The sequence below is a fragment of the Microcoleus sp. A003_D6 genome (assembly GCF_036702825.1).
Classification (GTDB): Bacteria; Cyanobacteriota; Cyanobacteriia; order Cyanobacteriales; family Microcoleaceae; genus Microcoleus.
On record NZ_JAUBWA010000041.1, the window covers coordinates 26,388 to 51,080 of the forward strand.

At 46.7% G+C, this 24,693-nt stretch carries 21 protein-coding genes; 12 read left to right on the top strand and 9 right to left on the bottom strand.

The window, feature by feature from the left end; genetic code table 11:
* The first annotated feature begins 45 nt into the window (after positions 1-45).
* From QUB70_RS13510 to QUB70_RS13540, 7 genes are all read left to right on the top strand, one after another.
* Positions 46-1,161, top strand: a complete 1,116-nt coding sequence (locus tag QUB70_RS13510) for an AAA family ATPase (protein ID WP_332980995.1) — start codon at positions 46-48, stop codon at positions 1,159-1,161.
* On the top strand, positions 1,161-1,850 hold the full coding sequence (locus QUB70_RS13515) for a hypothetical protein (protein WP_332980997.1): 690 nt from the start codon (positions 1,161-1,163) through the stop codon (positions 1,848-1,850). The genes QUB70_RS13510 and QUB70_RS13515 overlap by 1 nt, the downstream gene beginning before the upstream one ends.
* A 46-nt stretch (positions 1,851-1,896) precedes the next feature.
* Positions 1,897-2,205, top strand: a complete 309-nt coding sequence (locus tag QUB70_RS13520) for a UPF0175 family protein (RefSeq protein WP_332980998.1) — start codon at positions 1,897-1,899, stop codon at positions 2,203-2,205.
* Between the two features lie 239 nt (positions 2,206-2,444).
* Positions 2,445-4,394, top strand: coding sequence for a long-chain fatty acid--CoA ligase (locus tag QUB70_RS13525; RefSeq protein ID WP_332981000.1), 1,950 nt, complete (start codon positions 2,445-2,447; stop codon positions 4,392-4,394).
* Between the two features lie 202 nt (positions 4,395-4,596).
* Entirely contained in the window at positions 4,597-5,037 is a 441-nt protein-coding gene (locus QUB70_RS13530) for a YlqD family protein (protein WP_172186046.1), read from the top strand.
* A gap of 180 nt (positions 5,038-5,217) precedes the next feature.
* A complete protein-coding gene (locus QUB70_RS13535) occupies positions 5,218-6,504 on the top strand; it encodes a dihydrolipoamide acetyltransferase family protein (protein WP_332981028.1) in 1,287 nt (428 codons plus the stop codon).
* Between the two features lie 321 nt (positions 6,505-6,825).
* Positions 6,826-7,323, top strand: coding sequence for a hypothetical protein (locus QUB70_RS13540; protein ID WP_332981003.1), 498 nt, complete (start codon positions 6,826-6,828; stop codon positions 7,321-7,323).
* A gap of 174 nt (positions 7,324-7,497) precedes the next feature.
* Here the strand turns inward: QUB70_RS13540 and QUB70_RS13545 are convergent, their stop codons facing one another.
* Positions 7,498-8,922 carry a DUF3370 domain-containing protein gene (locus QUB70_RS13545; protein ID WP_332981004.1) on the bottom strand — a complete coding sequence of 475 codons (1,425 nt, stop codon included), beginning with the start codon at positions 8,920-8,922 and terminating at the stop codon, positions 7,498-7,500.
* A 202-nt stretch (positions 8,923-9,124) separates the two neighbouring features.
* On the opposite strand from QUB70_RS13545, the gene surE reads away from it, so the two are divergent.
* Positions 9,125-9,802, top strand: coding sequence for a 5'/3'-nucleotidase SurE (gene surE, locus QUB70_RS13550; protein WP_332981005.1), 678 nt, complete (start codon positions 9,125-9,127; stop codon positions 9,800-9,802).
* 992 nt (positions 9,803-10,794) lie between these two features.
* On the top strand, positions 10,795-11,667 hold the full coding sequence (locus QUB70_RS13555; RefSeq protein WP_332981007.1) for a pentapeptide repeat-containing protein: 873 nt from the start codon (positions 10,795-10,797) through the stop codon (positions 11,665-11,667).
* A gap of 271 nt (positions 11,668-11,938) precedes the next feature.
* Here the strand turns inward: QUB70_RS13555 and QUB70_RS13560 are convergent, their stop codons facing one another.
* The 5 genes from QUB70_RS13560 to QUB70_RS13580 form a co-directional block, all read right to left on the bottom strand.
* Positions 11,939-13,153: an FAD-dependent oxidoreductase gene (locus QUB70_RS13560; protein WP_332981009.1), complete on the bottom strand. Its 1,215-nt coding sequence runs from the start codon at positions 13,151-13,153 to the stop codon at positions 11,939-11,941.
* 166 nt (positions 13,154-13,319) lie between these two features.
* Positions 13,320-14,852, bottom strand: a complete 1,533-nt coding sequence (locus QUB70_RS13565; protein WP_332981011.1) for a phytoene desaturase family protein — start codon at positions 14,850-14,852, stop codon at positions 13,320-13,322.
* Positions 14,853-15,115: 263 nt separating this feature from the next.
* Complete coding sequence (locus QUB70_RS13570; RefSeq protein ID WP_332981012.1) at positions 15,116-15,601, bottom strand: CRR6 family NdhI maturation factor; 486 nt, start codon at positions 15,599-15,601, stop codon at positions 15,116-15,118.
* A gap of 250 nt (positions 15,602-15,851) precedes the next feature.
* Positions 15,852-17,786 (bottom strand): DUF3685 domain-containing protein, encoded by a 1,935-nt coding sequence (locus QUB70_RS13575; RefSeq protein WP_332981013.1) that lies wholly within the window; start codon positions 17,784-17,786, stop codon positions 15,852-15,854.
* Positions 17,787-17,840: 54 nt separating this feature from the next.
* Positions 17,841-20,051, bottom strand: coding sequence for a hypothetical protein (locus tag QUB70_RS13580; protein ID WP_332981015.1), 2,211 nt, complete (start codon positions 20,049-20,051; stop codon positions 17,841-17,843).
* Between the two features lie 517 nt (positions 20,052-20,568).
* Here QUB70_RS13580 and QUB70_RS13585 point away from each other — a divergent pair.
* Complete coding sequence (locus tag QUB70_RS13585; RefSeq protein WP_332981017.1) at positions 20,569-20,721, top strand: hypothetical protein; 153 nt, start codon at positions 20,569-20,571, stop codon at positions 20,719-20,721.
* A 72-nt stretch (positions 20,722-20,793) separates the two neighbouring features.
* Here the strand turns inward: QUB70_RS13585 and QUB70_RS13590 are convergent, their stop codons facing one another.
* The 3 genes from QUB70_RS13590 to QUB70_RS13600 all read right to left on the bottom strand — a co-directional run bounded on the left by QUB70_RS13590 (position 20,794) and on the right by QUB70_RS13600 (position 22,867).
* Complete coding sequence (locus tag QUB70_RS13590) at positions 20,794-21,228, bottom strand: Fur family transcriptional regulator (RefSeq protein WP_332981019.1); 435 nt, start codon at positions 21,226-21,228, stop codon at positions 20,794-20,796.
* A gap of 228 nt (positions 21,229-21,456) precedes the next feature.
* Entirely contained in the window at positions 21,457-22,530 is a 1,074-nt protein-coding gene (locus tag QUB70_RS13595; protein ID WP_332981021.1) for an Hpt domain-containing protein, read from the bottom strand.
* 82 nt (positions 22,531-22,612) lie between these two features.
* Positions 22,613-22,867 carry a hypothetical protein gene (locus QUB70_RS13600; RefSeq protein ID WP_172192057.1) on the bottom strand — a complete coding sequence of 85 codons (255 nt, stop codon included), beginning with the start codon at positions 22,865-22,867 and terminating at the stop codon, positions 22,613-22,615.
* Between the two features lie 210 nt (positions 22,868-23,077).
* Between QUB70_RS13600 and QUB70_RS13605 the strand changes: the two genes are divergently transcribed.
* Positions 23,078-23,737, top strand: coding sequence for a DUF1345 domain-containing protein (locus QUB70_RS13605; RefSeq protein ID WP_332981023.1), 660 nt, complete (start codon positions 23,078-23,080; stop codon positions 23,735-23,737).
* A gap of 299 nt (positions 23,738-24,036) precedes the next feature.
* Positions 24,037-24,633, top strand: a complete 597-nt coding sequence (locus QUB70_RS13610; protein ID WP_332981024.1) for a hypothetical protein — start codon at positions 24,037-24,039, stop codon at positions 24,631-24,633.
* Positions 24,634-24,693: the final 60 nt, after the last annotated feature.

A 24,693-nucleotide genomic window follows, 5' to 3' on the forward strand; every position in this document is an offset into this window, starting at 1 on the left:
GATAAACGCTGATGGACGCAGATAATTAATAGATAGGAGGGGGAAATGAGAATTAAGAAAGTAGCTTTTTGGGATAATTTACGAGAGTGGCGTTTTGAACCGATCGATTTTTCCAATTTAGCTTTATTAGTTGGCGTATCTGGTGTCGGCAAAACACAAATTTTGAAAGGAATTTTGAGTTTACAACAGATAGCTAATGGTGCTTCATTAAACGGTTTAGGATGGGACATTACATTTTCGACAGTAAACAATGTAGAGTACCGCTGGCAAGGCGAATTTGAAACAAAAGAAAATCTGCCCTTCATTCTTAATGATGACGGCGAAACTAATGAATTTAGAATTGTTAGTGAAAATTTATTCAGAGAGGGAAATGCAGTTGTACAAAGAACACCTAATGAAATTATATTTAAAGGCAAGACAACGCCCAAATTGTCTCCGTTCCAAAGCGTAGTTAAAATTTTAAATCAAGAAGAAGATATTTCACCTGTTCACCAGGGTTTTAATAAAATAACTAGCAATAATTCGAGTCCAATAGATTATTACGATATAAACTATACAATGATATCAAGGATACAAAAAGGTGATATTTTATTAGATGATATTAAGGAAAGCGATATGCCGATCCAGATAAAATTAGCTTTTATTTGTCGCCTTTTTTTGGATATTTTTCATAAAATAAAAGGCATATTTATACAAGGTTTTCCTCAAGTGGAAGACATAAAAATAGAACCAGTACAAGATGAGGAATCATCATTTATTACTTTTCCAATTCAAATAAAAGAAAAAGGTGTTAACAATTGGATTTTCCAAAACAATATTTCTTCAGGAATGCTGAAAACTCTCATTCATATTAGCGAACTGTACTTGTCGCCCGAAGGCACGGTAATCCTGATTGATGAATTTGAAAACAGCTTGGGAATTAACTGCATTGATGTTGTGACAGATTTGATTGTGGAAAATAGAAATATCCAATTCATTCTTACCAGCCACCATCCCTACATAATCAATAATATTGGGATGGAACACTGGAAAATAGTCACTCGCAAAGGTGGGATCGTAACTGTCATAGATGCTAAAGATTTGAACTTGGGAAAATCGAGGCATCAAGCTTTTATGCAACTGATTAATCTTGAAGAATACAGCGAAGGAATTAAAGTTTAATGAATCTGTATTTTTTAGTTGAAGGGAAGCAATCGGAGAGAAAAGTTTATCCCGCTTGGTTGGCTCATCTTTTACCGGAATTGCAGCGAGTTGACAATTGCGATGATGTGAATGAGAAAAATTATTACCTGATTAGCGGGGAAGGATATCCTTCATTAATATATGATTTTATTCCGCGTTCGATCGCCGAAATCAACTCAAACGGAAAATACAGCTATTTTGTAGTATGTCTCGATGCAGAAGAAAATACTGTTGCCGAACTCACAACTGAAATTTATGATTTTTTAACTCAACAAAAATTGAAATTAAACAAGGCAGAACTTGTGCTGATATTTCAGAATCGCTGCTTGGAAAGTTTGCTGTTGGGCAATCGCAAGATTTATTCCCGAAATCCTCAAAACAAACCTTTGCTAGATTATACTAAATATTACGATGTTTCAGTTAACTGTCCCGAAAATATGGGCAGATATCAAGATTTTAATACTCACGCTCAGTTTCACGGAGCTTATTTGAGAGCGTTATTTGAAGCTAAAAATATTACCTATTCAAAAAAACGACCGGGAGATGTACTCAAGCCATTTTATTTGGAACAGCTATTGACAAGGATTCAAGTTCACCCAGAACAACTGACTACTTTCCGTCAGTTCATCGATTTTTGTAATAAAATTAAAACCAAATTGCAAAATTAAACGATCGCACTTAAAAGCCAATAAAAACCTAAAACTACCATAAATCATGCAAATTACGATCGACCTTCCCGACAATCTCCCCCTGACTGAAGCCGATGTGCGACTCGAACTCGCGATCGTACTTTATCAGCAGCACAGCCTCAGTCTCGATCGATCGGCTCAACTCGCTGTAATGTCTGTGGACGGCTTTTACCAACTATTAATCGATCGCCATATTGTCACCCCGCCCGCAGATCCCGATGACGATCCTGCCGAACTCGTCCTAGCCAGCCTCCGTAACTCCCTCCAGCAAATTAAAGAAGGCAAATTACATCCAATTTCCGAACTGTGGGATGGCATTATCGATCGCGTTTGAAAAAGCAACCAAATTCATAATAATGCTAGACCGATCGCACTCAAAGCAACTACTATCAACCTTGGTAAATTCATCTGTTTCTGTGCAACTATAATTTTCATCATTTTGTATCCCTAAGTTTCTAAATAGACAATGGCAGGTTGGCAAACTGTCACGATACTGCCATAAAGTTGTAAAATAGCTGCGATCTTAAACTTATAGTCAATAATTTTATCTGGATAAACTGAGGAAAATACCCTATGAACGGCACAGCATCTTACACATTGTCTCAACTGACCGATCGCGATCGCGCTAACCTCAGCAAGCTAATCGATTACACTTCCATCCAATCAGTACCCGAAATTTGGGCGATCGTCAAACAGCGATTTCCTCAAACCGTCGCCCTTCACGATCCCCATACCCAGCCCGAAATCAAACTGACCTACACCGACCTCTACCAACAAATACAGCAATTCGCCGCCGGCCTCCAAGCCCTCGGCATCGAACCAAACCCAGGAGAAGCCATCCCTCTCCGCGTCGCCCTCTTCGCCGACAACAGCCCCCGCTGGCTGATAGCCGACCAAGGCATCATGATGGCTGGGGCCGCCAACGCCGTTCGAGGCGCCACCGCCGACCCCGAAGAACTTTTGTACATCATCCAAGACAGCGGTAGCAGCGCCTTGGTAGTCGAAAACCGGGCATTACTCAAAAAACTGCAACACCGCCTCCCGGATTTGCCCATCCAACTCGTCGTCCTCCTCTCCGATGAAGAACCCGAAGCCAGCCCAACCCTAAACACAGTCAAATTTTCCCAAGTCATGACCACAGGGGCAAACCGCCCCCTCAAACCCTCCAACCATACGCCTCAAACCCTCGCCACCCTCCTCTACACCAGCGGCACCACTGGCAAACCCAAAGGCGTTATGCTGACTCACGGGAACCTGCTGCACCAAATCACCACCTTCGGGACAATTCTCCAGCCAGAAGCCGGCGAATCTGCCCTCAGCATCCTGCCCAGTTGGCACGCCTACGAACGCACTGTCGAATACTTCCTGCTTTCCCAAGGATGCACGCAAATTTACACCAGCATTCGCTATTTCAAACAAGACTTGAAAACTTGCAAACCCCAGTACATGGTCAGCGTTCCGCGCATCTGGGAATCGATTTACGAGGCAGTACAAAAGCAATTTCGGGAACAGCCTCCCAACAAACAAAAATTGGTGAATTTCCTGTTATCTGCCAGCCAAAAATACATAGAAGCCCGCCGGATTGTCGAAGGATTAACTCTCAATTTACAACCTGCCTCAGTTGCTGAAAAATTCATCGCCCGGATCAAAACCATTCTGTTGTCGCCCGTTTACGCCCTTGCCGAAAAACTCGTTTACCAAAAAGTCCGGGAAGCTACGGGAGGACGTTTTAAGTGGGCAATCAGCGGCGGCGGTTCTTTGGCCGCGCATTTAGACAATTTCTTTGAAATTGCGAATATCGGTTTGTTGGTGGGATACGGTTTGACCGAAACATCCCCGGTTTTAACCGTCCGCCGCCCTTGGCACAACCTCAAAGGTTCAGCAGGACAGCCTATTCCAGGTACGGAAATTAAAATAGTAGACTCGGAGACTCGGCAACAACTGCTTCCGGGCCAGCGCGGCTTGGTATTGGCAAAAGGGCCGCAAATCATGGCGGGCTATTATCTCAATCCCCAAGCTACCTCAAAGGCGACCGACTCGATGGGCTGGTTCGACACCGGCGATTTGGGCTGGCTGACACCGGGAAACGACTTAATCTTGACCGGGCGGGCCAAAGATACGATCGTCCTCAACAACGGCGAAAACATCGAACCCCAGCCCATAGAAGACGCCTGCGTCCGCAGCCCCTACATCGACCAAATTATGCTAGTAGGTCAAGACCAGAAATCCGTCGGCGCCTTAATTGTCCCCAATGCAGAAGCTGTGCAGAAATGGGCAGAAACTCAGAATCCCCCATTACACGAAATTGACTGGAATAGCAAGACAATTCAAGATTTATTCCGCAAAGAATTGAACCGAGAGGTGCAAAATCGCCCCGGATACCGCGCGGACGATCGGATTGGCCCGTTCCGGTTGATTCAGGAGCCATTTTCGATGGAAAATGGAATGCTGACCCAGACCCTGAAAATTAAGCGCCCGGTTGTGACGGAACACTACCGCGATATGATTGACGGGATGTTTTGAAAATATTCGCAGGACTTGGGGAATGGAAAAGAAAAAATTATCCCAACACCCAAGTCGCGAGTCCTCAGTCCTCAGTCCTCAGTCTTGAGTCATGAGTCCTTAGTCCTCAGTCAGACGGAAATATTTGCGAACTAATGACTGATGAGTAATGACTATTGACTAATGACTAATACCTAATTCCCAATAGACAAGCAACAACTTTATGGAACCACAATTACTCTTGAAGCGATCGATTAACGTTAAAGTCGTCGTTACTCCCCGCTGGAAAGAAGAAGCTCAACAGCAACTCCAAGCCCAAATCAACCAAATAGATTCTCAGCTACAACAGCTAGAAATGCAAGGGCAGCGGATGGTTTCAGAAATCCAAAAGCAAAACCTGCACCCCCCAGGCCCGCAAGTCATGCAGCAAATAGAAAACATTCAAGTGCAAGTGAATCAAAGAAAAAGCGAACTGCTAGAACAGAAAAACCAAAACCTGCAACAGCTCCAGCAAGTGCAGGTGCTAGACCTGGAACAAGAAGTGAGTCAAGGTCAAATTGACGGCACGTTCACTGTGGGGCTGGGAGAAAACTTGATTCAAAAAATGCAAGTAGAAGTTCTCCTCCGCGACGGCATAGTCGAAGAAATTCGAGGTGATATTTAGAAATTAGAAATTGGTAATTGGTAATTGGGAAAAAGGTAATTGGTAGGAAATTTTGAGTCAACAGTCACACATCTTCGGACTAGAGGCTGGCATAATAATAATTACTGCCGGTGGCCGATCGCCAATTATCAATTGCCAAATACCGATCGCCAATTACCAACTCACAAGGACTTTTTACAGATGATTCGCGAAGTTTTCATGCCAGCCCTGAGCTCTACCATGACAGAAGGCAAAATTGTTTCCTGGGTCAAATCCGCAGGGGACAAAGTAGAAAAAGGCGAAACCGTGGTAGTGGTTGAATCCGACAAAGCAGACATGGATGTCGAGTCTTTCTACGAAGGCTATTTAGCAATAATTATCGTACCTGCGGGCGAAGTTGCTCCGGTGGGAGCAGCCATCGCCCTGGTAGCAGAAACAGAAGCCGAAATCGCAGAAGCCCAGAAACAAGGAGCCGGCGCCCCAGCAGCCTCCGCCCCAGCAGCCTCCGCCCCAGCGCCTGTCGCAGCTACAGCATCAGCGGGTTTGCAGCAAAATGTCAGCCGCCAAAACGGCCGCAGCATCGTTTCTCCCCGCGCTCGCAAGTTAGCCAAAGAGTTTAAAGTAGATTTGAATTCTATCAAAGGCAGCGGCCCCAACGGCCGCATTGTCGCAGAGGATGTGGAAGCAGCAGCCGGAAAAGCCCAACCCGCTCCGGTTCAGCAACCCGTAACAGTCCCCGCAGCACCCGCAGCCGCAGCGCCCGCACCCGCAGCAGCCAAACCCGCACCCGCACCAGTCCCGGCGATCGCACTTTCGGGCAACAGAGTACCGATGAACGCGCTGCAAAATGCGGTGGTTCGGAATATGGAAGCAAGTTTGAGCGTGCCTTGTTTCCGCGTCGGCTACACAATTACTACTGATAATCTGGACAAACTCTACAAACAAATTAAGTCGAAGGGCGTCACGATGACGGCTATGCTGGCGAAGGCTGTAGCAGTAACTTTACAAAAACATCCTCTGCTGAATGCTTGTTATGTGGAGTCGGGAATTCAACACCGCGCTGATATTAATGTGGCGGTAGCGGTGGCGATGGACGGCGGCGGTTTGATTACGCCGGTGCTGCAAAATGCCGATCGCCTGGACATATATTCGCTCTCCCGCAGTTGGAAGGATTTAGTCGATCGCGCTCGCACCAAGCAGCTAAAACCTGACGAATACAGCACTGGAACTTTTACTCTTTCCAATCTGGGAATGTATGGAGTAGACAAGTTTGATGCGATTTTGCCGCCGAATCAAGGCTCGATTTTGGCGATCGGCTCTTCCCGGCCGCAAGTCGTAGCAAACGAGGATGGTTTGATGGGAGTCAAGCGGCAAATGCAGGTGAATATTACTTGCGATCACCGGGTGATTTACGGTGCTGATGCGGCGTCTTTCTTGCAAGATTTAGCGAAATTGATCGAGACAAATCCTCAGTCTTTGACGCTTTAGCGATCGTCCTAAGCTGTTACGCATTTAAACCACTAACGAGGCCTGTAGGGTGCGTCAGCTAGAACACTTACGCTTACAAGGGAAACGAGAAAGGGCTGACGCACCCTACAATACTATTTTAAATGCGTAACAGCCTAAATCTCCCTTTTACTCTTATTGGCAGGAAAGGGGGATTTAGACTTAGCTTTTAATGAGATGTCTAATTTCGGAATGATTTAACCGCAGAGACCGCAGAGGACACAGAGGAAGAGAAGAGAGAGATGAATAATCCCGATACCAACGGATTTGATATTACTCGTTAATACGATGAAAGTGCAAGTTTTGTCTATTCAACCTGCGAGCGAACCTAATACTTACCAGGTTTGGGTGTCAGTTGGTACGGATACACACAAATTTATTTTTACCACAGAAGTCAATCAAGTGGGAGAACATTTACTTCAGACTACTCGCGGCGAGCGCACTTTTTCAGAAGTTTTCCGATTTAATCAACGGGTAGCGATGAATGTGACAAATCTCGTTGTTAAGTGCTACAATCATGAAACTATAAATCTTCCGGCAGATGTTGGCATTTTTGTCACTCCAGAAACAGCTTTATCAAAGCAAAAGCAATTTGAAAATAGCAGTTTAGCAGACACTGACTCGCAACAATCCAAAGCAGTCGAGCGAGAAACCCGTCAAAAAGCGATCGCGATTGTTGAGAAGTTACCGGAAGCTGTGCTTGATGAAGCTGTTAAGTTTCTCGAATCTTTGTATGTTAAGGGCCAATACGGTTCACTTAACACTGTTAATTCCCCGGAGATCCCCCTAAATCCCCCTTAAGAAGGGGGACTTTGAGCAACTTCTTGTCCCCCCCTTTTTAAGGGGGGCTAGGGGGGATCGGTCTTATCTGAACCGTATTGTGTTAAGGGCGAGCCAGTCGAGTAGCGATCGTACTTTTTGTTGTGAGAAATTCAGTCGCGTTTCGCACAGTGTAAATATACAGTCAACAGTCAACTAATTACTCGATCGCACAGTCAAAACTTGCGGCGGCGTCGCATCCGGCGGATACAAGAAATCCACCTGCACCAAACGGCGTTCCCCCGGCTTCATATTCACATTCACCAAAGGTTCCCCCTGCTGTCCCCGGCGCTGCACGATGTGAATGTAGCGCGTCAAAGTCTTGCCCGTATCATCATTAAACATCACCCGCACCGTACCTCGGAAAAATATCCGATTTTCAGGAGGATCGTAAAACATCAATCCCCCCGATTCTGTATTTGCCTTAATCGGTGTTTGCATTTTAATGCTAACAGATTGGGACTCACGAGATTTGTTGTAAAGTGGAAAAGTTAAGTTGTATTGAATCCCGTAATTACCGTGAGCAAAATAAGCAGTATCGGGATAGCGAGCTAACATTTTAGCACTTTGAACTTGACCTGTTCCAAAAGTACCCGTATCAGTAGTGCTCAGAGCGTAAGAAAATGACTCGCCGCGCTTGGGAACGGTTAAATAATCGGTTCTCGGATTGTCAGTAATTCTGGCTTTCCACTCGGAACCTTCAGCTACTCCCGCAACGCGCCCGTAAATTTTTTGCACCCGATTTTCGTCTCTCGGAGTTGGTGCTAAATCTCTCGGGCCCGCTAAACCTTTGGTATTTAAAATATTTTCCCACTGTTCTAATGTGGGATATTGCTCGACTCCTTCTGGAGTGGGAGCAAACATTGCTAAACTAGCTACATAAACCGAATTGCTGCTCGACATTCGCATTAAAGTCGATCGACCGTTGGAAGAAGGGGTGACATTCCCCACGGGTATCGGCAAATTCATCAGCATTCGGCTCTGATTGGCCGGAATCTCGATCGCAGCCGGCAAAATGCTTTGTCTGTATCCCCGCAGCACATCGCTGGTGATGCGGCTTCCAGGCCCCGCAAACACAGTGCCGAATCGATTCTCTAAATACGACGGCAAATCGACAAATAAGGCATCCGGCCGAGTTAAATAGGTCGCTCCTTGCAATACTTTTAAAGTAACAGGTTCCGAGTTGGGATTGCGGACAATTATTCCTTGAAATAAGGTGCGAGTGTCTTCGCGATTTTTAGCTTTAGCAATGTGGTGGGCGAAGATGTCAAATCTGCCTTTGAAGGCAAAGTTTAAGTGTGCAGAAGGTACTTGTTTTGCTTCCTGGGGAAATGTGGAGAGCAAAATGCCTTCCGTTTGCACAACTTCGGGGCTGTTGCTGTTGAAAACCGGGATGTTGTCGAGTTTTCCGGGCAAAACGCGCACTTGTTGGGGCACCGTCACAGTGTTCAGCGGGGCGGTTTTTGACGGGGAAGGCAAATCTAGTTCGTTTTCCGGTATCGAAAATTCTCGCTGGATGATGACTTGTTGGGTCGGAGGTGTCGGGATTGTTTGAGCTAAGGGTAGAATTGGCAAAAACATTGCTGTGAGCGCGTTTAACTGAACTTGCAGAAGATTGCTCGGACATAGCAACCGACACAAAACTTTACCACAAGTTGGTTAAGGTTTGTAGTGAGGACTTTAGTCCTTTGTGAAAAAACAAAAGTCCTCGCGACAACAAATCTGTCAAGCTAAGGTTTGCAGCCAGGACTTTAGTTTTTCCCCCGACTTCGGCAAATTTTAAATGACAATAATTTTAACCAATGACGACGGCATAGACGCTCCGGGCATTCAGGCACTTTTGCAGGCTGTCAGCGACAAGACAATTATGGTAGCTCCTCAAGGGCAATTGTCCGGCTGCGGGCATCAGGTGACGGCTCACAGTCGGATTCATGTCGATCGGCGATCGGAATTTGAATATGCTGTAGGGGGAACACCGGCAGACTGCGTTCGCCTCGCTCTCAATCACGTTTGTCCGAAGCCGGATTTGGTGCTTTCTGGCATTAACGCGGGCGGCAATTTGGGGGTTGACGTGTACATTTCCGGTACGGTTGCTGCTGTGCGGGAAGCAGCCATGCACGGTATTCCGGGTATCGCAATTTCCCACCGGATTAAAAGGCCGCTCGAAATAGACTGGGATTTAGCGACTCGCTGGACATCGCGGGTGTTGGCGGATTTGCTGAAGCGGGAACTAAAGTCTGGGTGTTTCTGGAATGTGAATTTGCCGCATTTAGCGCCCGGAAGTGCGGAACCGGAAATTGTGTTTTGTCGCCCTTCGACTGAGCCACTGCCGTTGGTTTACCGCCAGGAGGGAGAATACTTTTATTATGCGGGAGAATACGGATCGCGCGATCGGGCTGCGGGGACTGATGTTGATGTCTGTTTTGGCGGTAATATTGCGGTGACTGAGATATCGCTGTGATGCTATTTGGCGCTCTAACTATATGTTTTTATCGATAAATTCTTAACAAAGCGCGTTAAATGCGATCGGCAATGCAATAGTTTGATATTCCTAGCTAACAACTGATTTGAATATACTTTGGGTTAAGCGCAGCAGATACCCTAAATAAAATATCGTGTCCTCTCAATTACTCATAATAAACAAGGTTCGATCGTTCGGACTTTAGTCCGCAGGCGATCGGGACTTGCATTCCGAGCGAGCGAACCAATTTTATGATAGTAGTTCGAGCGGACACGAGTTCATGAATCGGTTTGAGAATTATCCCATTTTGGGATATTTCCATCTTAAAAAATTATAGTAATGACAATTGAACCAAATTAATCGCAATCGCGAGAGTGGCAGCTATCTCTACTTGCGGCCGTCCGTGCTACCATAATTTTTTTTGTCATCCTTTGGCTTAGCAACACCATCCGGTTGTTTCTTTGGCTTTTTGACTTCTTTGTTGCTTTTTCTCTCTTTTGACATAATCATTCCTCAATTTTTACTCATAATAACATAGATTGAAACATCTGCCTAACTGCAAGTAAAGAAAGTTGTTTCATACAGATATTACTCGCTTTTAGTTTCGTACAATCTGCCGTAAATTATCAACTAGGTTTTGCACAATTAGCATCTACCGTTAGGCATATCAATAAATCCCTCAGAGGCCCAATGTCTGAAATTTCTTTTAACCGGACAGTTTTGAGGTCGCAGTCTTAAACCCTTGGTTTTCCCGAAAGCCTGTAGTGTGCCTCGGCAAGCGTTGCTTTTGTACCGATCGCCCTAAAACCCTTATTCTACGGTTTGCTATCAAAAACTGTCGCTACACGTTGCAAAAAGAACCAAGTATATTTAGAAATATAAAGTTAAATTTCAGCTTTCTTCAAAGTGCGATCGCATCCGCTCGGTTAGATATAAAATAGTTATAAAGAGTGCGTATTTAATAAATTTTCGATATTAGGAATGTGACCCGTATGAAAGTAACCGGGCTGCTCAAAGACTACGAAAATGGAAACAGAGACTTTGCAGGCGCCGACCTCAGCGGAGTTAACCTCAGCGGAGCTATCTTGGACGGAGTAAACCTTTCGAGGGCTAACCTGTCGGGAGCTAATCTGAGTCGGGCGCATCTCACCAAAGCAGAACTCAACGGCGCAAACCTTTACAGGGCAAATCTGAGTTTTGCGAAAATGGGCCAAGTCAGACTAGCAGACGCAGAACTCACGAAAGCCAATCTCAGCGGAGCTTTCCTCGTCAAAGCAAAACTGCCCAGGGCCAAGTTGAGCGGCGCCCTACTCATAGGTAGCAACCTGCACAGTGCCACCCTCTGGAACGCCAATTTGTGTACGGCCGATTTGCAATTCATCAACCTGCGGGGCGCGAACCTCACGGGAGCAAACCTCAACTGGGCAAACTGCGGAGGGGCAAAACTCAGCGGTGCAAGGCTCTTTGGCGCTCAACTAACAGGCATCAATCTCAGGAAAGCTTACATCAACGGCATCGACCTGAGCAGGACGGATCTCAATGGCGTCAACCTGAGCGAAGCCAAACTCAACGGGGTCAACTTGGAAGGCTCGAACTTGTTAGCAGCCAATCTCAGCGGGGCTCAGTTGCGGGGCGTCAAGTTGATGGGAGCAGATTTAACCGGGGCAAATCTGGTGGGAGTTTCTTTGGTGCAGGCAAATCTCGATTGGGCTAGGCTGTGCTATGCAGACTTGAGCGAAGCCGACTTGAGCGGGGCAACGTTCACGGGAACCAACTTTGAGGGTGCTCTGTTAGCCGGATCGACAATGCCCCTATCTGTGAGCCAGGATGTCTGCTTAACTGCGGGGTGTTGTGTCGCAGCTTAGTTAACGGAAATAATCACTCTCGCATCCGAGCCGGCGACTCTCGTATTGGTTTAACTTTTGATGCAGACATCATTAGACCTCTTGCAAAAATCCTTTTAATCAAATTCTGGAACGGGCTCTGGGGCCCATTCCACAAGAAAAAAATTTTTGTGGGATGGGCCGGAGATCCCGTCCTAGTTATTTTTGCAAGAGGTCTATTACTTTTGTGAGAGTGTTGCATCGGCAAGAAATTTACCGATATTTCCGAGAGTTTGTAGCATCACAATTGAGATCACCCGATTAATTTCGAGACTCGCAAAGCAGAGGTAATGGCTCCTTCGTGCAAACCATCCCCCAAATAAGCTCCCGCATGATAAGTGTTGTTCTCGCCATTAGTCTCTATAACTTCATCTCGATATCGAAAAGACTCGACAGTGTACAGCGGCGTGTGATGTTTCTGAATGTGAATAATCTGCTTTTGGGCGATCGACTCCTCCAGTTGAAACGCTAAGCTGTACTCTCGCGGCGACTTGATGCCGCAAAGCTGATTCAAGCTCGCATTATAGCCCCATCCCTTGTCCGTCTCGAAAAAATCAAATTCTGATAACTTGCGGATACCGTAGCGATCGTACATTGAAGTATCCGAATGCAGTACAGTGGTTGCATAATTGGCTTTCCACGCCGAAAACCGCTTTGTTTCCGCATCCGTCGGATCGGACAACAGCCTCATCACTCGATCGGGCGGCATCGCAAACACCACCTTATCAAATTCCTGAGTCTCCCCATCAGAAAGCACAATTTTTACAGCATCAGCACTTCTGAAAATTTTTGCAATCTCCACATTCAGCCGTATGTCGCCCTTAAATCGCTCCAGAATCTTTTCAATGTAAGAATACACCCCGCCTTTAATCCTCACCCAGTTGACCGAGGCATAGGCGCGTAGCATCGGCATCGCCAATTCTGCCGGAAAATTGTCGAGCAATTCAAACGGTATCGAGTAGCTGTACATCGTCAGCAACTTCAGCCAATCATTGCGGACGCACGAGCTTTTCAAACTCTGAGAAAGCGGCATATTGTAGAAATCGTGCTGTTTAGCAAACCGCATTTTTAAAATAAATCCAGCCGAACGAGCGTACAGACTATCGAGCCGCAAATACTCAATCAGGCGTTGGATACCGGTGAAATTCTTTTCGATAGATACTCGCGACAAAAAGTGACCGCCATCTTTAAAAAACAGCGCTGAACCAATCTGCACGGGTTCTAATTCAACGCCTAGCTCCTGCATAAAAGCAACGAAATTGTAAAACACGGTTGGAAATTCCAGCACTCCATTTTCTAATATTTCATTGCACTCAGATTGATTGGGCGCAACATTTTTGTTGAGCGTCCGAATGTGTCCGCCTAAAATCGGCTGACTTTCCAACACAGTGACGTGATGTCCCTGTTTATCGAGCCAGTAGGCTGCTGCCATACCGCTCGCTCCGCCCCCAACAATTGCAATTCTCATAGTTCACTCCTAGATTGATAGAAGACTGGGCGGTTGAAACCGCGTCTATACAAACAAAACCCGCCTCCGCGGGTTGAAGAACTGTGCGGTTAAAATTACGTTATTTTCTTCAGTCCGCGGAGGCGGACATCGTTTTTGTAGACGCGGTTTCAACCGCCGTCTTATCTCACCCTAAAATCGCATCGCCGGATAAACGTTGATAAAGCAGAGCCCCCGTCCAAAATGTCGGCGCAAAGCCTGGATAGCCCGAGGAAGCGTTGCAGAAATAGAAATTGTTGAGGGATGTTTCATGATTTAGCCGATCGACTCCCATGTTTTTCGGCGTCAGGGTAGAACCGTAGGAATTGCCGTTAGGACACCAGCAAAAGCGCTCGTTAGTCGTAGGACTTCCGGTAATATGAAAAATCATGTGTTTGCGGAAATTCGGAACATAGTGTTTTTCAACTACGTCTAAAATCGAGTCTAAAATCTCTTGTTTCTTCTGTCGGTAAGCTTTGCGATCGGTTTCCCAAAGTTGCTTAAAATAGCTGTAATTAGCAACAGTCAGAAATTCGACAATTTGACAATCTTCTGGACAATCCCGCCGCGCTTCCGTCAGTAAAGTTGGCGTTGTAATTGCAAAACTCGGACGAGAAAAATCATTTCGATCGTACATTTGAGCAAAAGCTTCATTTAGATCCAAGTGTTCCGAATGAAACGTATTCCACTTGCCAAAGCCGTAGTTTCGGAGGTCGATATCTTTGACAATGCAGTACACCATGTAGTTAGATGCAGAATACTCGTAGTTGAGTTTCCGCCGCACTTTTTTAGAGAAAAGTTCCTCTCCAATCATCTTGGCCGCTCTTTTGGGATCGAGGTTACAAATCACCGTATCGCCCGTGAATTCATGGGTTTGATGGGTGGTCAAATCCATCGCTTCAACTCCCGTTACAGTTCTATCTGTTACCCTAAAATTCGTAACTTCATGGTTTAGTAGAACTTTCCCCCCGTGGGATTCAATGACTTTAACTAAAGAATTGATGACATCTTCAAAATGCTGCGTCGGGTAAAATGCACCTTCTTGATAGCCTCTAAACAAGGCAATCCAAGCATAGAAAGAAAGCTGATTTGGAGGTAGCAAAAAATCCGGCCATTGCAGGGCTAATAGGGTTTGGGCGGCTTGCGGGAGTTGGAACTTGTCGAAAACGTCCTGAAGTGTACTGTTGAGGTGTTGGACGGCGCAGAATACGTCACCGAAATTTTTGAGCAATTCAATTGGTTTGACGGGAGGAGCGAGTTTTCTGAGTCCCGCGCCGGTTTTCTCGACTTCGTTGACGAATTGGCGAATTCTCTCGCTCGCTTCGGGAAACAGCGCCGACAATCTGCGGATCAGTTCCTCTGGTTCCGAGGGAATATCTAGCGCGTACCCCGGCATTCTCATGTGGTCGTAGCCATTCGGATCGTACCGCTCAAAGGTGACATCTCGATCGAGACCGAGTTTTTTGAGAACTCGATTGACTGTATGTCCTTCGCCGCAGTCCCAAACGTAGTGAAATTGGGCATTAAACGTGTATTTTTTGGCCATCGTAAAGGTGTGACCAAAGCCTCCGGGGTGCTCGTGAGCTTCGAGGATATGTACGGTTTTGCCGGAGTTTGCCATTAAAGCTCCGAAAACCAGTGCTGATAAACCACTGCCGACGATGAGGTAATCTGTTTTCATGGTAAATTTCCTCGATCGATTGAATCGGGCGATCGTTGTCTATCTAAACTAACTCTCAATTCTGAGGAAATTCTGAAGAGGGCTTACCACGCTATTTGTGGGGTACGCACTGTTATGCCTTTTTGGGCGAGAAGCCCATCCCACAATAGTGTGAAGCATCTAAATTTTACAGTCAAGATTGTACAGTCAAGTTTGAGCTAATTCTTGTGGGGTGGGCGTCCCGCCCGCCCAAAAAATACAATTTAGGTGGGCTTACTTACAGCTTATTTGTGCGGCACAATCACATCAAAAAAAGCATCATCCAAATCATAACCAAACATCTGCGACATCGCCATCAACTTCGATTTACTGGGGATTCCCTGCTGATTCAACCAATCAGTCAACACAAAAATTTTGTTCATCAAAAACATTTCCAAAGCTTCAGGATTGTACTGAATTCCTTCACTGCGGTGGAACTGGTGCGGCACCAACATCGCCGCATAGCGCGCCAATTCTCCCGCTTTCCAATCCAACAAAAATGGCAGCCAAGGATAACAAGCATCCAAGCGAATAAACCACAGCCGCACCTCGGGAATTTCCGAAATTTCTCGCGGATCTAATTCTTCGCGCGGATACTCAATTTCAAATTGTAGCTGCTGTTCGTTTTGGGCGATCGCTCCTTCGGCCAGCCACTTTTCGATCGCAGTCCGCACCGGAGACAAATCTAAACTGTTTATGCGATCGGCATCTATCGCTATCATAATACTCATAAAAAGTCAACCCTATAGCAGTAAGTTATATCAAATCCGGTCGATCTACCGCGATTTACCGTTGGGCAGGGGCGGGTTTATGAGACTATCGATCTCAACCAAATATTGTTGGAAAAACCCGCCCCTACAGGTTATTGAGAATGGTGTCACATCTCATATCTATCCTACCTATAATATCACTACCAATGTCCAATTATCAATATTATTAATTAGCAATGCCCGATGCCCCATTCCCGATGCCCAATTCCAATTATCCATTTTTCCCAAACTTGCTATCCTGCAAAGAATTGCCAATCCCCTGGATAATTCCCCGCCCGATCAAACCAATTCCTCGCCCTATAACCTGAGTCAAAACGTAAACAACCCCAGCACCCAACAGCGAAATCACCGCGCGAACTCTAGGTGCGATCGCATCCCTGGTTTCCAGCAGCAAAGTCAAGGCTAACTGCCACCCAGACAACTGTGCTAACTCCAGATTTCTCGGAGCATAAATAGAAATTTTCTTAATTCCAGAATCGCCCAAAACAAACAGCCAAAACCTGCTTTCAAAAATAGCTTTCGGTTCCACAAAATAGCTATTCCAGCTATATCTCCACGACAAATCATTCCGAAATCTCTCAATTTCTCGCGTCGAAATCAACTTACCATCGTAAAAAATTTGCTTGATTTCTTCAATATTTGCCAAATTATTTAGTAGAGGCTGTACCACTCCGCTAGCAACTTGAATTGCCAAATTTTCCAACAAAGCTTCAGCTCGCTGCATCGCTTCCGGGCTGCCAGCAACACAAGAAATATTGTCAACTGTTAGAGGAATTTCAAATAGCAAATGTCCAAAAAAATCAACTGTCATCGGTATTTTGTTAAGGATTTCTGTTGCAACTGCATCAGCATCTGCAAGCAACACCGGCACAACTTCTATACCGCTGCCTGCCAAGATATCAGCAGCGCTTTCACCTTGACTTTCCGCCAATTTCAAGCTTGTTTGACTGCCATCAAAAACCCGGGTTTCTCCCGTTTGCAGTGTATAGTATCTGCCAAAAAAATCTATGATTGTCGTCTCCCACAAATCCCGCAAAATAGCAGGCATTTTTTCCGACAATTGAGTTTGCTGCACTTGCCCCAAGCGCAATTCCTCCAGCAAATCCTGTAACTTCCGCAGAAGGGAACTCATCAATTCGCGCTTTTTGGTCGATCGCAAAATATCGATTTCCAAAGGCAAGCCAGTCAAATTGACCAAATCAAACTGCAATTTAGCAGCCACCGAGTCAAACAAGCTACCTTGCCAATTAGTTGCAACCACCAAAGATTCGCCCGAAACTGGGGAATTTGCTAATTGCGATTGAGAATTATTTAACAAATTTTCCCGTCTTCCTTCTGCCTCTTCCTTCTTCCTTCTTCCTTCTTCCTTCTTCCTTCTTCCTTCTTCCTTGTCCCCTTTTCCTTCAAATAATAACTGACTGACAATCCAGCGAGCGGCCAGCAATTCTCTGCGGCGCCCATTGAGTACAACCCCATCTAAAATAGAGGGCAAATCTGTCGGATCTGCGGCTCTAACCTCTTGCAAATCAGCTTTGACAACCGCCAAAGCTGCATCTATTTCCCGCAGTCCAGACAGACAAAAATAAGCCAGCATTTTTTTGTGTACTGGCGTATCAACTGTCGGCTCATCTGCATTTTTCTCTGCAATTGCAGGGGAGTTTTCTACTGTTTGAACCACCGCTGCATTTAGTTCTATTCCCGAGTTAGCTGCCGTATCTGTCGCCCAATAAGTGCAACCAGATGCCACCGCGCGAATAGCTTCGATTGTCAGGGAAATATCTCTACCTTTAGGACAATAGCCATTCGCGCCCGCAGCCTGTATGACCGCCAACAGCTCCGGTGTCAGCGGCCCCCCTAGCACCAACAGGGGGAGATTGGGGTACAAACTTTTGAGTTCGCGACAAAAGACCAGCGCCTCTGTTTGGCCCGATCGCACATTTACCGTCTCAAAACCCAAAATTACCAAATCAGCGGGCTTCTTGGCTGTTCCAGAGCCGATCGAGCGAGCTTCTAGAACTCGCAAAGCTTCGGTTTCCGTTGAAACCTCTGCGACAACTTGCAAGTCTGGATACTGCTCGCAAGCAACTCGCAGCCCCAGCCGGAAAATGGGGTCGCCATCGATCGACAGCAGTTGGAAATTACTCACTCGATTTTTGATTTTTGATTTTTGATTTGACAGGCCGATCGCGCGAAAACCCAATTACTCCGGGAGCAAATTAGCATCAGGAGGCCCAGCCTGTTGAGGAATCGAGGGCGGCGCGGGTTCCGGAGCCGGAGCCGGAGCCGGAGCAGCAGGTTCCGGAGCCGGAGCCTCTTGTCTGGCGGGCGGATAGTAAGGTTCCGGTTCCCTCGCGGGCGGATTGTAAGGTTCCGGCTCTCTCGCGGGCGGATTGTAAGGTTCCGGAGCCGGCTCGGGCGGATAGTAAGGCTCCGGAGCCGGAGCCGGGGCCTCTTGTCTCGCGGGCGGATAGTAAGGCTCCGGAGCCGGAGCCTGCTCGGGAGGAGGCGCGTACTCTTCCTGTCGCGGAGCCGGCGCGTACTCTTCCTGTCGCGGAGCCGGCGCCTCCTCCCGAGCCGGGGCTGGCGCGTACTCGCGAGCGGGTTCCGGCGGCGGTGCAGTGTTGGCTCTAAGTTCGGCACTCCAGCGCCCGATCGCACCTGTTGCCTCTGAATACAGCGCCCTACCGTAACCGATTTGGGAAGCCGTATCGATCGCCGCTCCTAGACTGCCTTGAGACGCCAATTCCGCAGCTCGATCCAGAATCGGTCGGTCTTGAGCAACTTGCAGTTCGCTCACCCACTGATAGACATTATCCTGAGCTTTGGCGTACAAAGTTCTACCGCTTTTAATTTCCGAAGCTTTTTCAATAGCAGCGCTAAGTTTTCCTTGCTTCGCTAGGGCGATCGCTTCATCTAAAAAAGGCTGATCTTGAATAACTTCTATGCGTTTCGTCCACTGAGCCAAGAGAGTTTGCGCCTCTATCCTGCGGGGACGGTTTTGAGCAACCAGGGCTACCTGAGCCATGCCCCCCTTAAGTCCTTCAACCGTTTGCGCTTCTGCCAACTGCTTCGCCAGCGTCAGAAAAGATTGGTCTTCGATCCGCTGAATTTCCCGGCGCCAAGCAGCCACCAATGTTTGAGCGTGAACCCGCCGCGGCTGTTTGGGCCCGATGGTTTGCGCTTGCTCGATCGCTACCTGAAACGCCCCTATCTGACCAAAACTAGCGATCGTGCTCGCCACTTCCAGCCGCAGCAAATCTTGAAACTGCACCTGCAAATTTTCAATTTGAACTTGAGCTTGCTTGTACAGAGGGCGGCCCGGAGCAATTTTGCTAGCAGCCCCCTGCCCTTCCAGCAAGCTAAAAATGTGTTGCGCCAGCGGTGTTGATATCGACTGGTTCCACGTCACCGCCTGAGCCCTACCCAACTGCATCAAATCTTGAGCTTCTGCAAACAGCGGCGAATCCTGCGGCACCACAGAAGCAGCCTCGATCGCCCCCGGCAGGTCTTTTTCCCCCAACCGCTTAGTAGCCATTGCCAGCAAAGTCCGGCTCCAGCCCTCAATTTCCTTCTCAGCTTTAGCGCGGGCAAAAAGCTGCGAGTCAATTTTGCGAGCCAGGACGATCGCCTCAGCGAAATTTTGCGGAGTTCCGTCCTTCGCCAACTCTCTAGCTTCTTGCAAGCGCTGCCAGCCGTTTCTTTCCAAAGAAATCTGCCCTATCAGCTCGTTGTAACGCTTCTGACTCCAGAAAACATTTTCCAGCTTAAACAGAGCTTGAGCGTAATCCCACGCCTTCTTTAAATCCTCACTTTTCAAAGCTGCTAGGGCTGTATCGTAGAGTTTTTGGCCCTCCTGCCAATTTTTTTCCCAAGCAGCCACAGCCTCCTTTACATCTGGGTAAGACGGACTGGTTTTCGGAATTTTCGCCACAATCTCCAGAGCGCCTTTCAAATCGCCCCTCTCAATTTTTACCCTAGCAAATCCCAGTATGGCTTTCGACCATTCCCCGATCAAATGTTGACCCTGCGAATATAGCGGGTGTTCTTTCGGCCAAGCCTGCACCAGTGCCATTGCCGATTCTATCTGCTCTAGCTTGCCGGACTTAGCTGCTTGTTGAGCGCAGTAAAGTCGCTCTCCGTCCGCCGCCAGCGGCGACAGTTGCTGGCAATTGGGAGGCGGCGGCATAGTCAGCAACCACAGAAATGCTGCGGCACCCGTTACTCCAAATCCCACCAGGAGACTCAGCCAGATAAGCTGCCACTGCCAAAAAGTTCTTTTGCCCTCTATCGGCAGCGCCGTTACTGAGGAACTCGCATCGCCTGTCACCTCTGCACTCAAATGTGCCGTCGGTTTGGGGGATGGGTTGTATTGCGGTGGTGTGTGGAATTGGTCAGATTGTCGTCTCGCCATTACTTCAGCCTGTCCTGTAATGCGCACTCTTCACGTGACACTCCCACATCAAATCATAGATTGTGATGTCGGCTTCTGACTCCTGTTAAGGAGATCGAGAACTTCCTTCGAGGTACTGGCAATCTTTCCCTCTACGGCGTTTTATAGTGAGGTTTATGTCCAGCCCCACTGGTTGCTTCGGAGTGTTCTAGGCTCTCGAAGCACGTAAATCATACCAGTTATCAAACAATTATTCACAGATCCCGAGGCAGTTGAGCAGAAAAAACACTATAAAGCTCTCGTCATATCGTTTCAGTTTACACTCAAATAATAATTGGACGAGTGGAGTGCGAGCATTCCTCTTGGCTTTGCGATCTCAATAGCGAGCGGGACGCTCCCTTGCACGGTATAATGTCGTAGGTACCGGATTTGAGATCAGTCGATTTGAGATTTGAGATTAAAGAATTGACTCCGCAGATGAATTTGGGGAGTTAAACTACAATCTCAACTTTTACGTATAGCGGGTAGAAGTGATTTTTTGGATTTAGTTCTAAATTTTATTCCCGATCGCCCAACTGGCGATCGAGTTTCATTTTTCTCTGCACTATTCCGAATTCCGGGACACCGCGGCAAAAAAGCCCGATCGAGCGCTGCTAAATACTTGAATCATTTTCTATTACCTACACCCTAGCAAAAACATGGGTTTTGCTGACAGCAGCGGCTGCTTTATCGGTTGCGAAGCCTTATGCGTATCGCTGACACTCTATGCTTCCGTGGCGGACTCTGCCGATCGATATCCGTAGAAATCTATCCGGTAGTCTACAATTTTGACACCAGTTTGCTGTTGGATTTGTTCGATCAATTCGATCGGCAGTTCCACATGAACGTCAAGAATCTGAGCCGTATCCAGACAGTTGACATGAGAGTGAGAGTCGCTCACATTCCCGTACAAGCGTCCCTCCGATCGTTCTATGCACTCAATAATCCCTTCTCTCGACAAAGCTTCTAGATTTTGATAAACCGAAGTATGCCCGATCGAATGCGCTTGTTGGTTCAGGCGATCGTAAATTTCGCGAGCCGAGAGGTGTTCTTTTGCCTCCCACAAAAGTTCTAGAATAAATCGACGCTGGCGGCTCAAGCGCATTCCCATCGCCTGACAGCGGTTTAAAGCATCTTCTAATGAACGAATTGGTTTCACAGCTACCGCCTTCTAAAGCCTGCTCGATTTTTAATTCTGGTACAATGTTGCACGCCGATATATCCACTAATTCTAACGCAGGGTTGCCCAACAGTAGAAGATAGAGGGCAAAAATCTCGAATGAGTGAATTTTTTGTAGTTGCTGCTGAACTTTGGCTTCCAGCACGCACCACAAAATTTTCCCTCTCAAAAATATTGCTGTGATTCTATCTTCTACTGCAACAACTCCTAGTTCGAGGATTTGATGGCGTGAACCAGTAACTTGGCGATTTCCGAGAGTTGTTTTTTGTTAAAGGTTTTGAGCAAAAGCTTGACTACCGCCTTCGGTTCGGCCGGAAGTGCTACTTGCTTCGACACTGCTGCTGGGGCTGCTGGGGCTGCTGGGGCGATTGCCTCTGCTGGTTTGGGGCTTGCTGCCAAAAGTAGCAAATTTTTACTCGGAGCGATCGTCTTGACTTTCCCCCCTTGCACCAAATCCCCAGCTTCCTTGAGTTCTTTGATAATCAGCGGAGCTAAGACTTTATAAGAGTTTTTGGGATTAACGATCGCCGCTCTAGCTGTTTTAACTAAATTTTGCCAAGTCTCAATTTTACCTCCCAACTTATAGAGGCGAACGCACACAGCCGTCAACTCGGAGCGACTAGCAGCCGATTCTTTCTGCTTGAACACCTGCAACATTTCTTTAAGTAAAGTCATCACTTCAACAGCAAAATTCGCCGGCACAGCACCCGATGTTTGAGCGGCGGGCGCACCAGACCCAGCAGCAACCGCCCGAACTTTGCCAGACGCCAAGTTATTGAGGTGAGTTTCCAGTTGAGCAAAAACAGGCATCACCTGCTGTACGAGTTTTTCTCCCTCTTCATTCCTCAAGCCAAAAGGCCCCTCCAATCGCCCCAGTAAGTCTTTAAGCGTATCAACTCCCTTTAAAAAGAGGGATTCTGCCGTTTGGTCAACTTGCTTGACGGGCCCGTCCTTAAGCACCTTAAAACAATCTTCCAAGCGGTGAGCGGTTGTTTTAATGCTATCTAAGCCGAGCATGGCCGCCCCTCCTTTCACGGAATGGGCGGCTCGAAACATCTCTTGGAGGCTTTCGGGGTCTTTCATCGTGGACTTCAAATCCACTAAACCATTTTCTAAAGTATCGAGGTGCTCCTTAGCCTCCTCTATAAACAAACGCATAATTCGGTCTTGCTGATCTGACACGACAGTCCTCCTAACAATCTGTGCACCCTCCAGAAAGCACCCTCTTCGCGGGAGAAAACGCGACTCCTGGCTAAAGTCGGAAGCTCCCATGCAAAACATTCTAGCCTGCCTCAGCTAGCAGACTGACAATACTGGTGTCGGGGCAGTCTTAGCTCTAAAACTGATGCCGTGGAGATTGAACCTAAAGTTCTGAGGGAGTATCTGGAGCGATTTCAATGCCCATTCCTTCTTTCATCATCTGCTGATCCGTAATCAAATCGCTCAATTCCTTGACTTCGACGCCGATGTTTTGGCAAGCCTGTTTCAGTTCCCGCTCGAAGGTGTTGAGGTCGCCTCCGTAGCCGCAAAGCTCGGCGGCTGTGGCGATTCCTTGTTGGGCGTTAGCTTTGGCGCAGTCGATCAATTCAATGCCTTTGAGGGGTTGGGAGGATGCCATAATTTCAAGCCGCAATTTATCTTTTCTTCCACTGTACCTAGAACGTTGAGGTCGATCGATCTATCGAAAGGCATGAAAAATTCTGCCTGTGCTGCGCGTTACCAATTCATTATCTTTGGGATTTCCTGAAAAGATAGGAGTTAAGATTTTCTAACCCTTACTGTGCCTAACTTAGGCTAGATTACTGTGAGAAATGTTTCCAAATCTCAAATGCACTGGGTCTGGAGCGTCCGGCACCGCGTGTTTGTGTCTGTTCTGTTTGCTATAGCAGTCGGTGTTTTCCTGCCGCCTCACTATTTCCTCCTGACTCGGATGCTGTGCATTTGGAACGCGGGCGCTGTCAGTTTCCTGCTTTTGACTTGGATGCTGATGCTGCAAGGCACTCCCGAAATGATGCGCCACCACGCTCAGCAGTTGGACGCTGGCCGCTTAACAATCTTAAGCACGATCGTGGCAGCGGCTTGTGCTAGCTTGTTGGCGATCGTCTTCCTGCTGCGCGATACCAAAGGCTTGCCCCCGAATTTGCTATTTCTGCACTTGGGGCTTTCTGTCCTCACAATTGTTGGGTCTTGGATGCAGGTACACACTATCTTCACGATGCACTATGCCCACAGCTATTACCGAAACCGCAGCAAACAGCACGGCAGCTACTCGCAGGCGAATGGTTTGGATTTTCCGGGCGATGAGGAACCAGACTACAAAGATTTTTTATATTTCTCCTTTGGTATTGGCATGACTTGCCAAGTTGCAGACGTGCAGATCACTTCTCGTTCCATGAGGTATCTCGTGCTTTTTCACAGCGTGCTGTCGTTCTTTTTTAACACCGCTATTCTGGCTATGAGTGTCAATATTATTGCGGGATTGAGTTGATAGGATTCAGTAGCAGATGCTGCATTTTTTTATTGATTGGCCATCGATCTTGTTTTTAGCGATGGGTGCTTATTGCCCGAATTATAGAGTTAGACGAAAGAAATTATGGCTAATCACCCAAGTTTGCATAACTCCCTAAAAAATGTTAGTCTAATAACGAGTTCTACGAAAAATTTCCGCCTATCCACATGATTTGGGGTATGGTGCGGAAACTTTCAGCCTAATAATGGTTGGGCTTTGGCTAACCTAAATTTTGTCTAGTTAAAATTGATACGTTATACTTGACTTAAACTTTTGCTATGAGCAATGCAGAATCATCAAATATCCAACTTGAACTAAGCTTGTTAAATAATGGGCTAGATTTTATTCTCAAGGGCATAGACGAGCTTTTTGATGATGATTACGTCCTGAGAGACTATTCGACTGCGGTTGATATTGGCACGAGTAGTTACAAGTATGGTGTTCTGAATCTTTTTTCTGGTTTTTTGCTACTTCTTAAAGAAAGGCTTTTTCGTCATATGCCAGAACTCATCTACAAAGGAAGTCTAAAAGATATAAAAAACAAGCTTAGTTCAGGAAAAATTCCTAATACCGTCGATCTCGATGAAGCCTTAGAAAGATTAGAAATCGGTCCTAAATTTGCATTTTCCGAGCAAGATGTAAAGTTAATTAGATATGTGCAAGATGTGAGAAATAAATTTGAGCATTACAAAATTTCGGTTGACAACAAGTACGAACTGTGGTCGAATCTATCTAAGTTTTTGGAGTTGATTGATAACTTTCTTGTTGAGCAACTTCACATAAGTATTGAAAGATCACCAGAAGCCTTAAAAATTAAGGAAAAAATACACAAAATAGATTCAGTCTGGGAAAGAACTCACTGTAGTTTAGACTAAAAATGAGCTCATCTAAAAGTAGCTGCCTTTGAATATAAGGCAAGCTGTTGCTCAAAAACT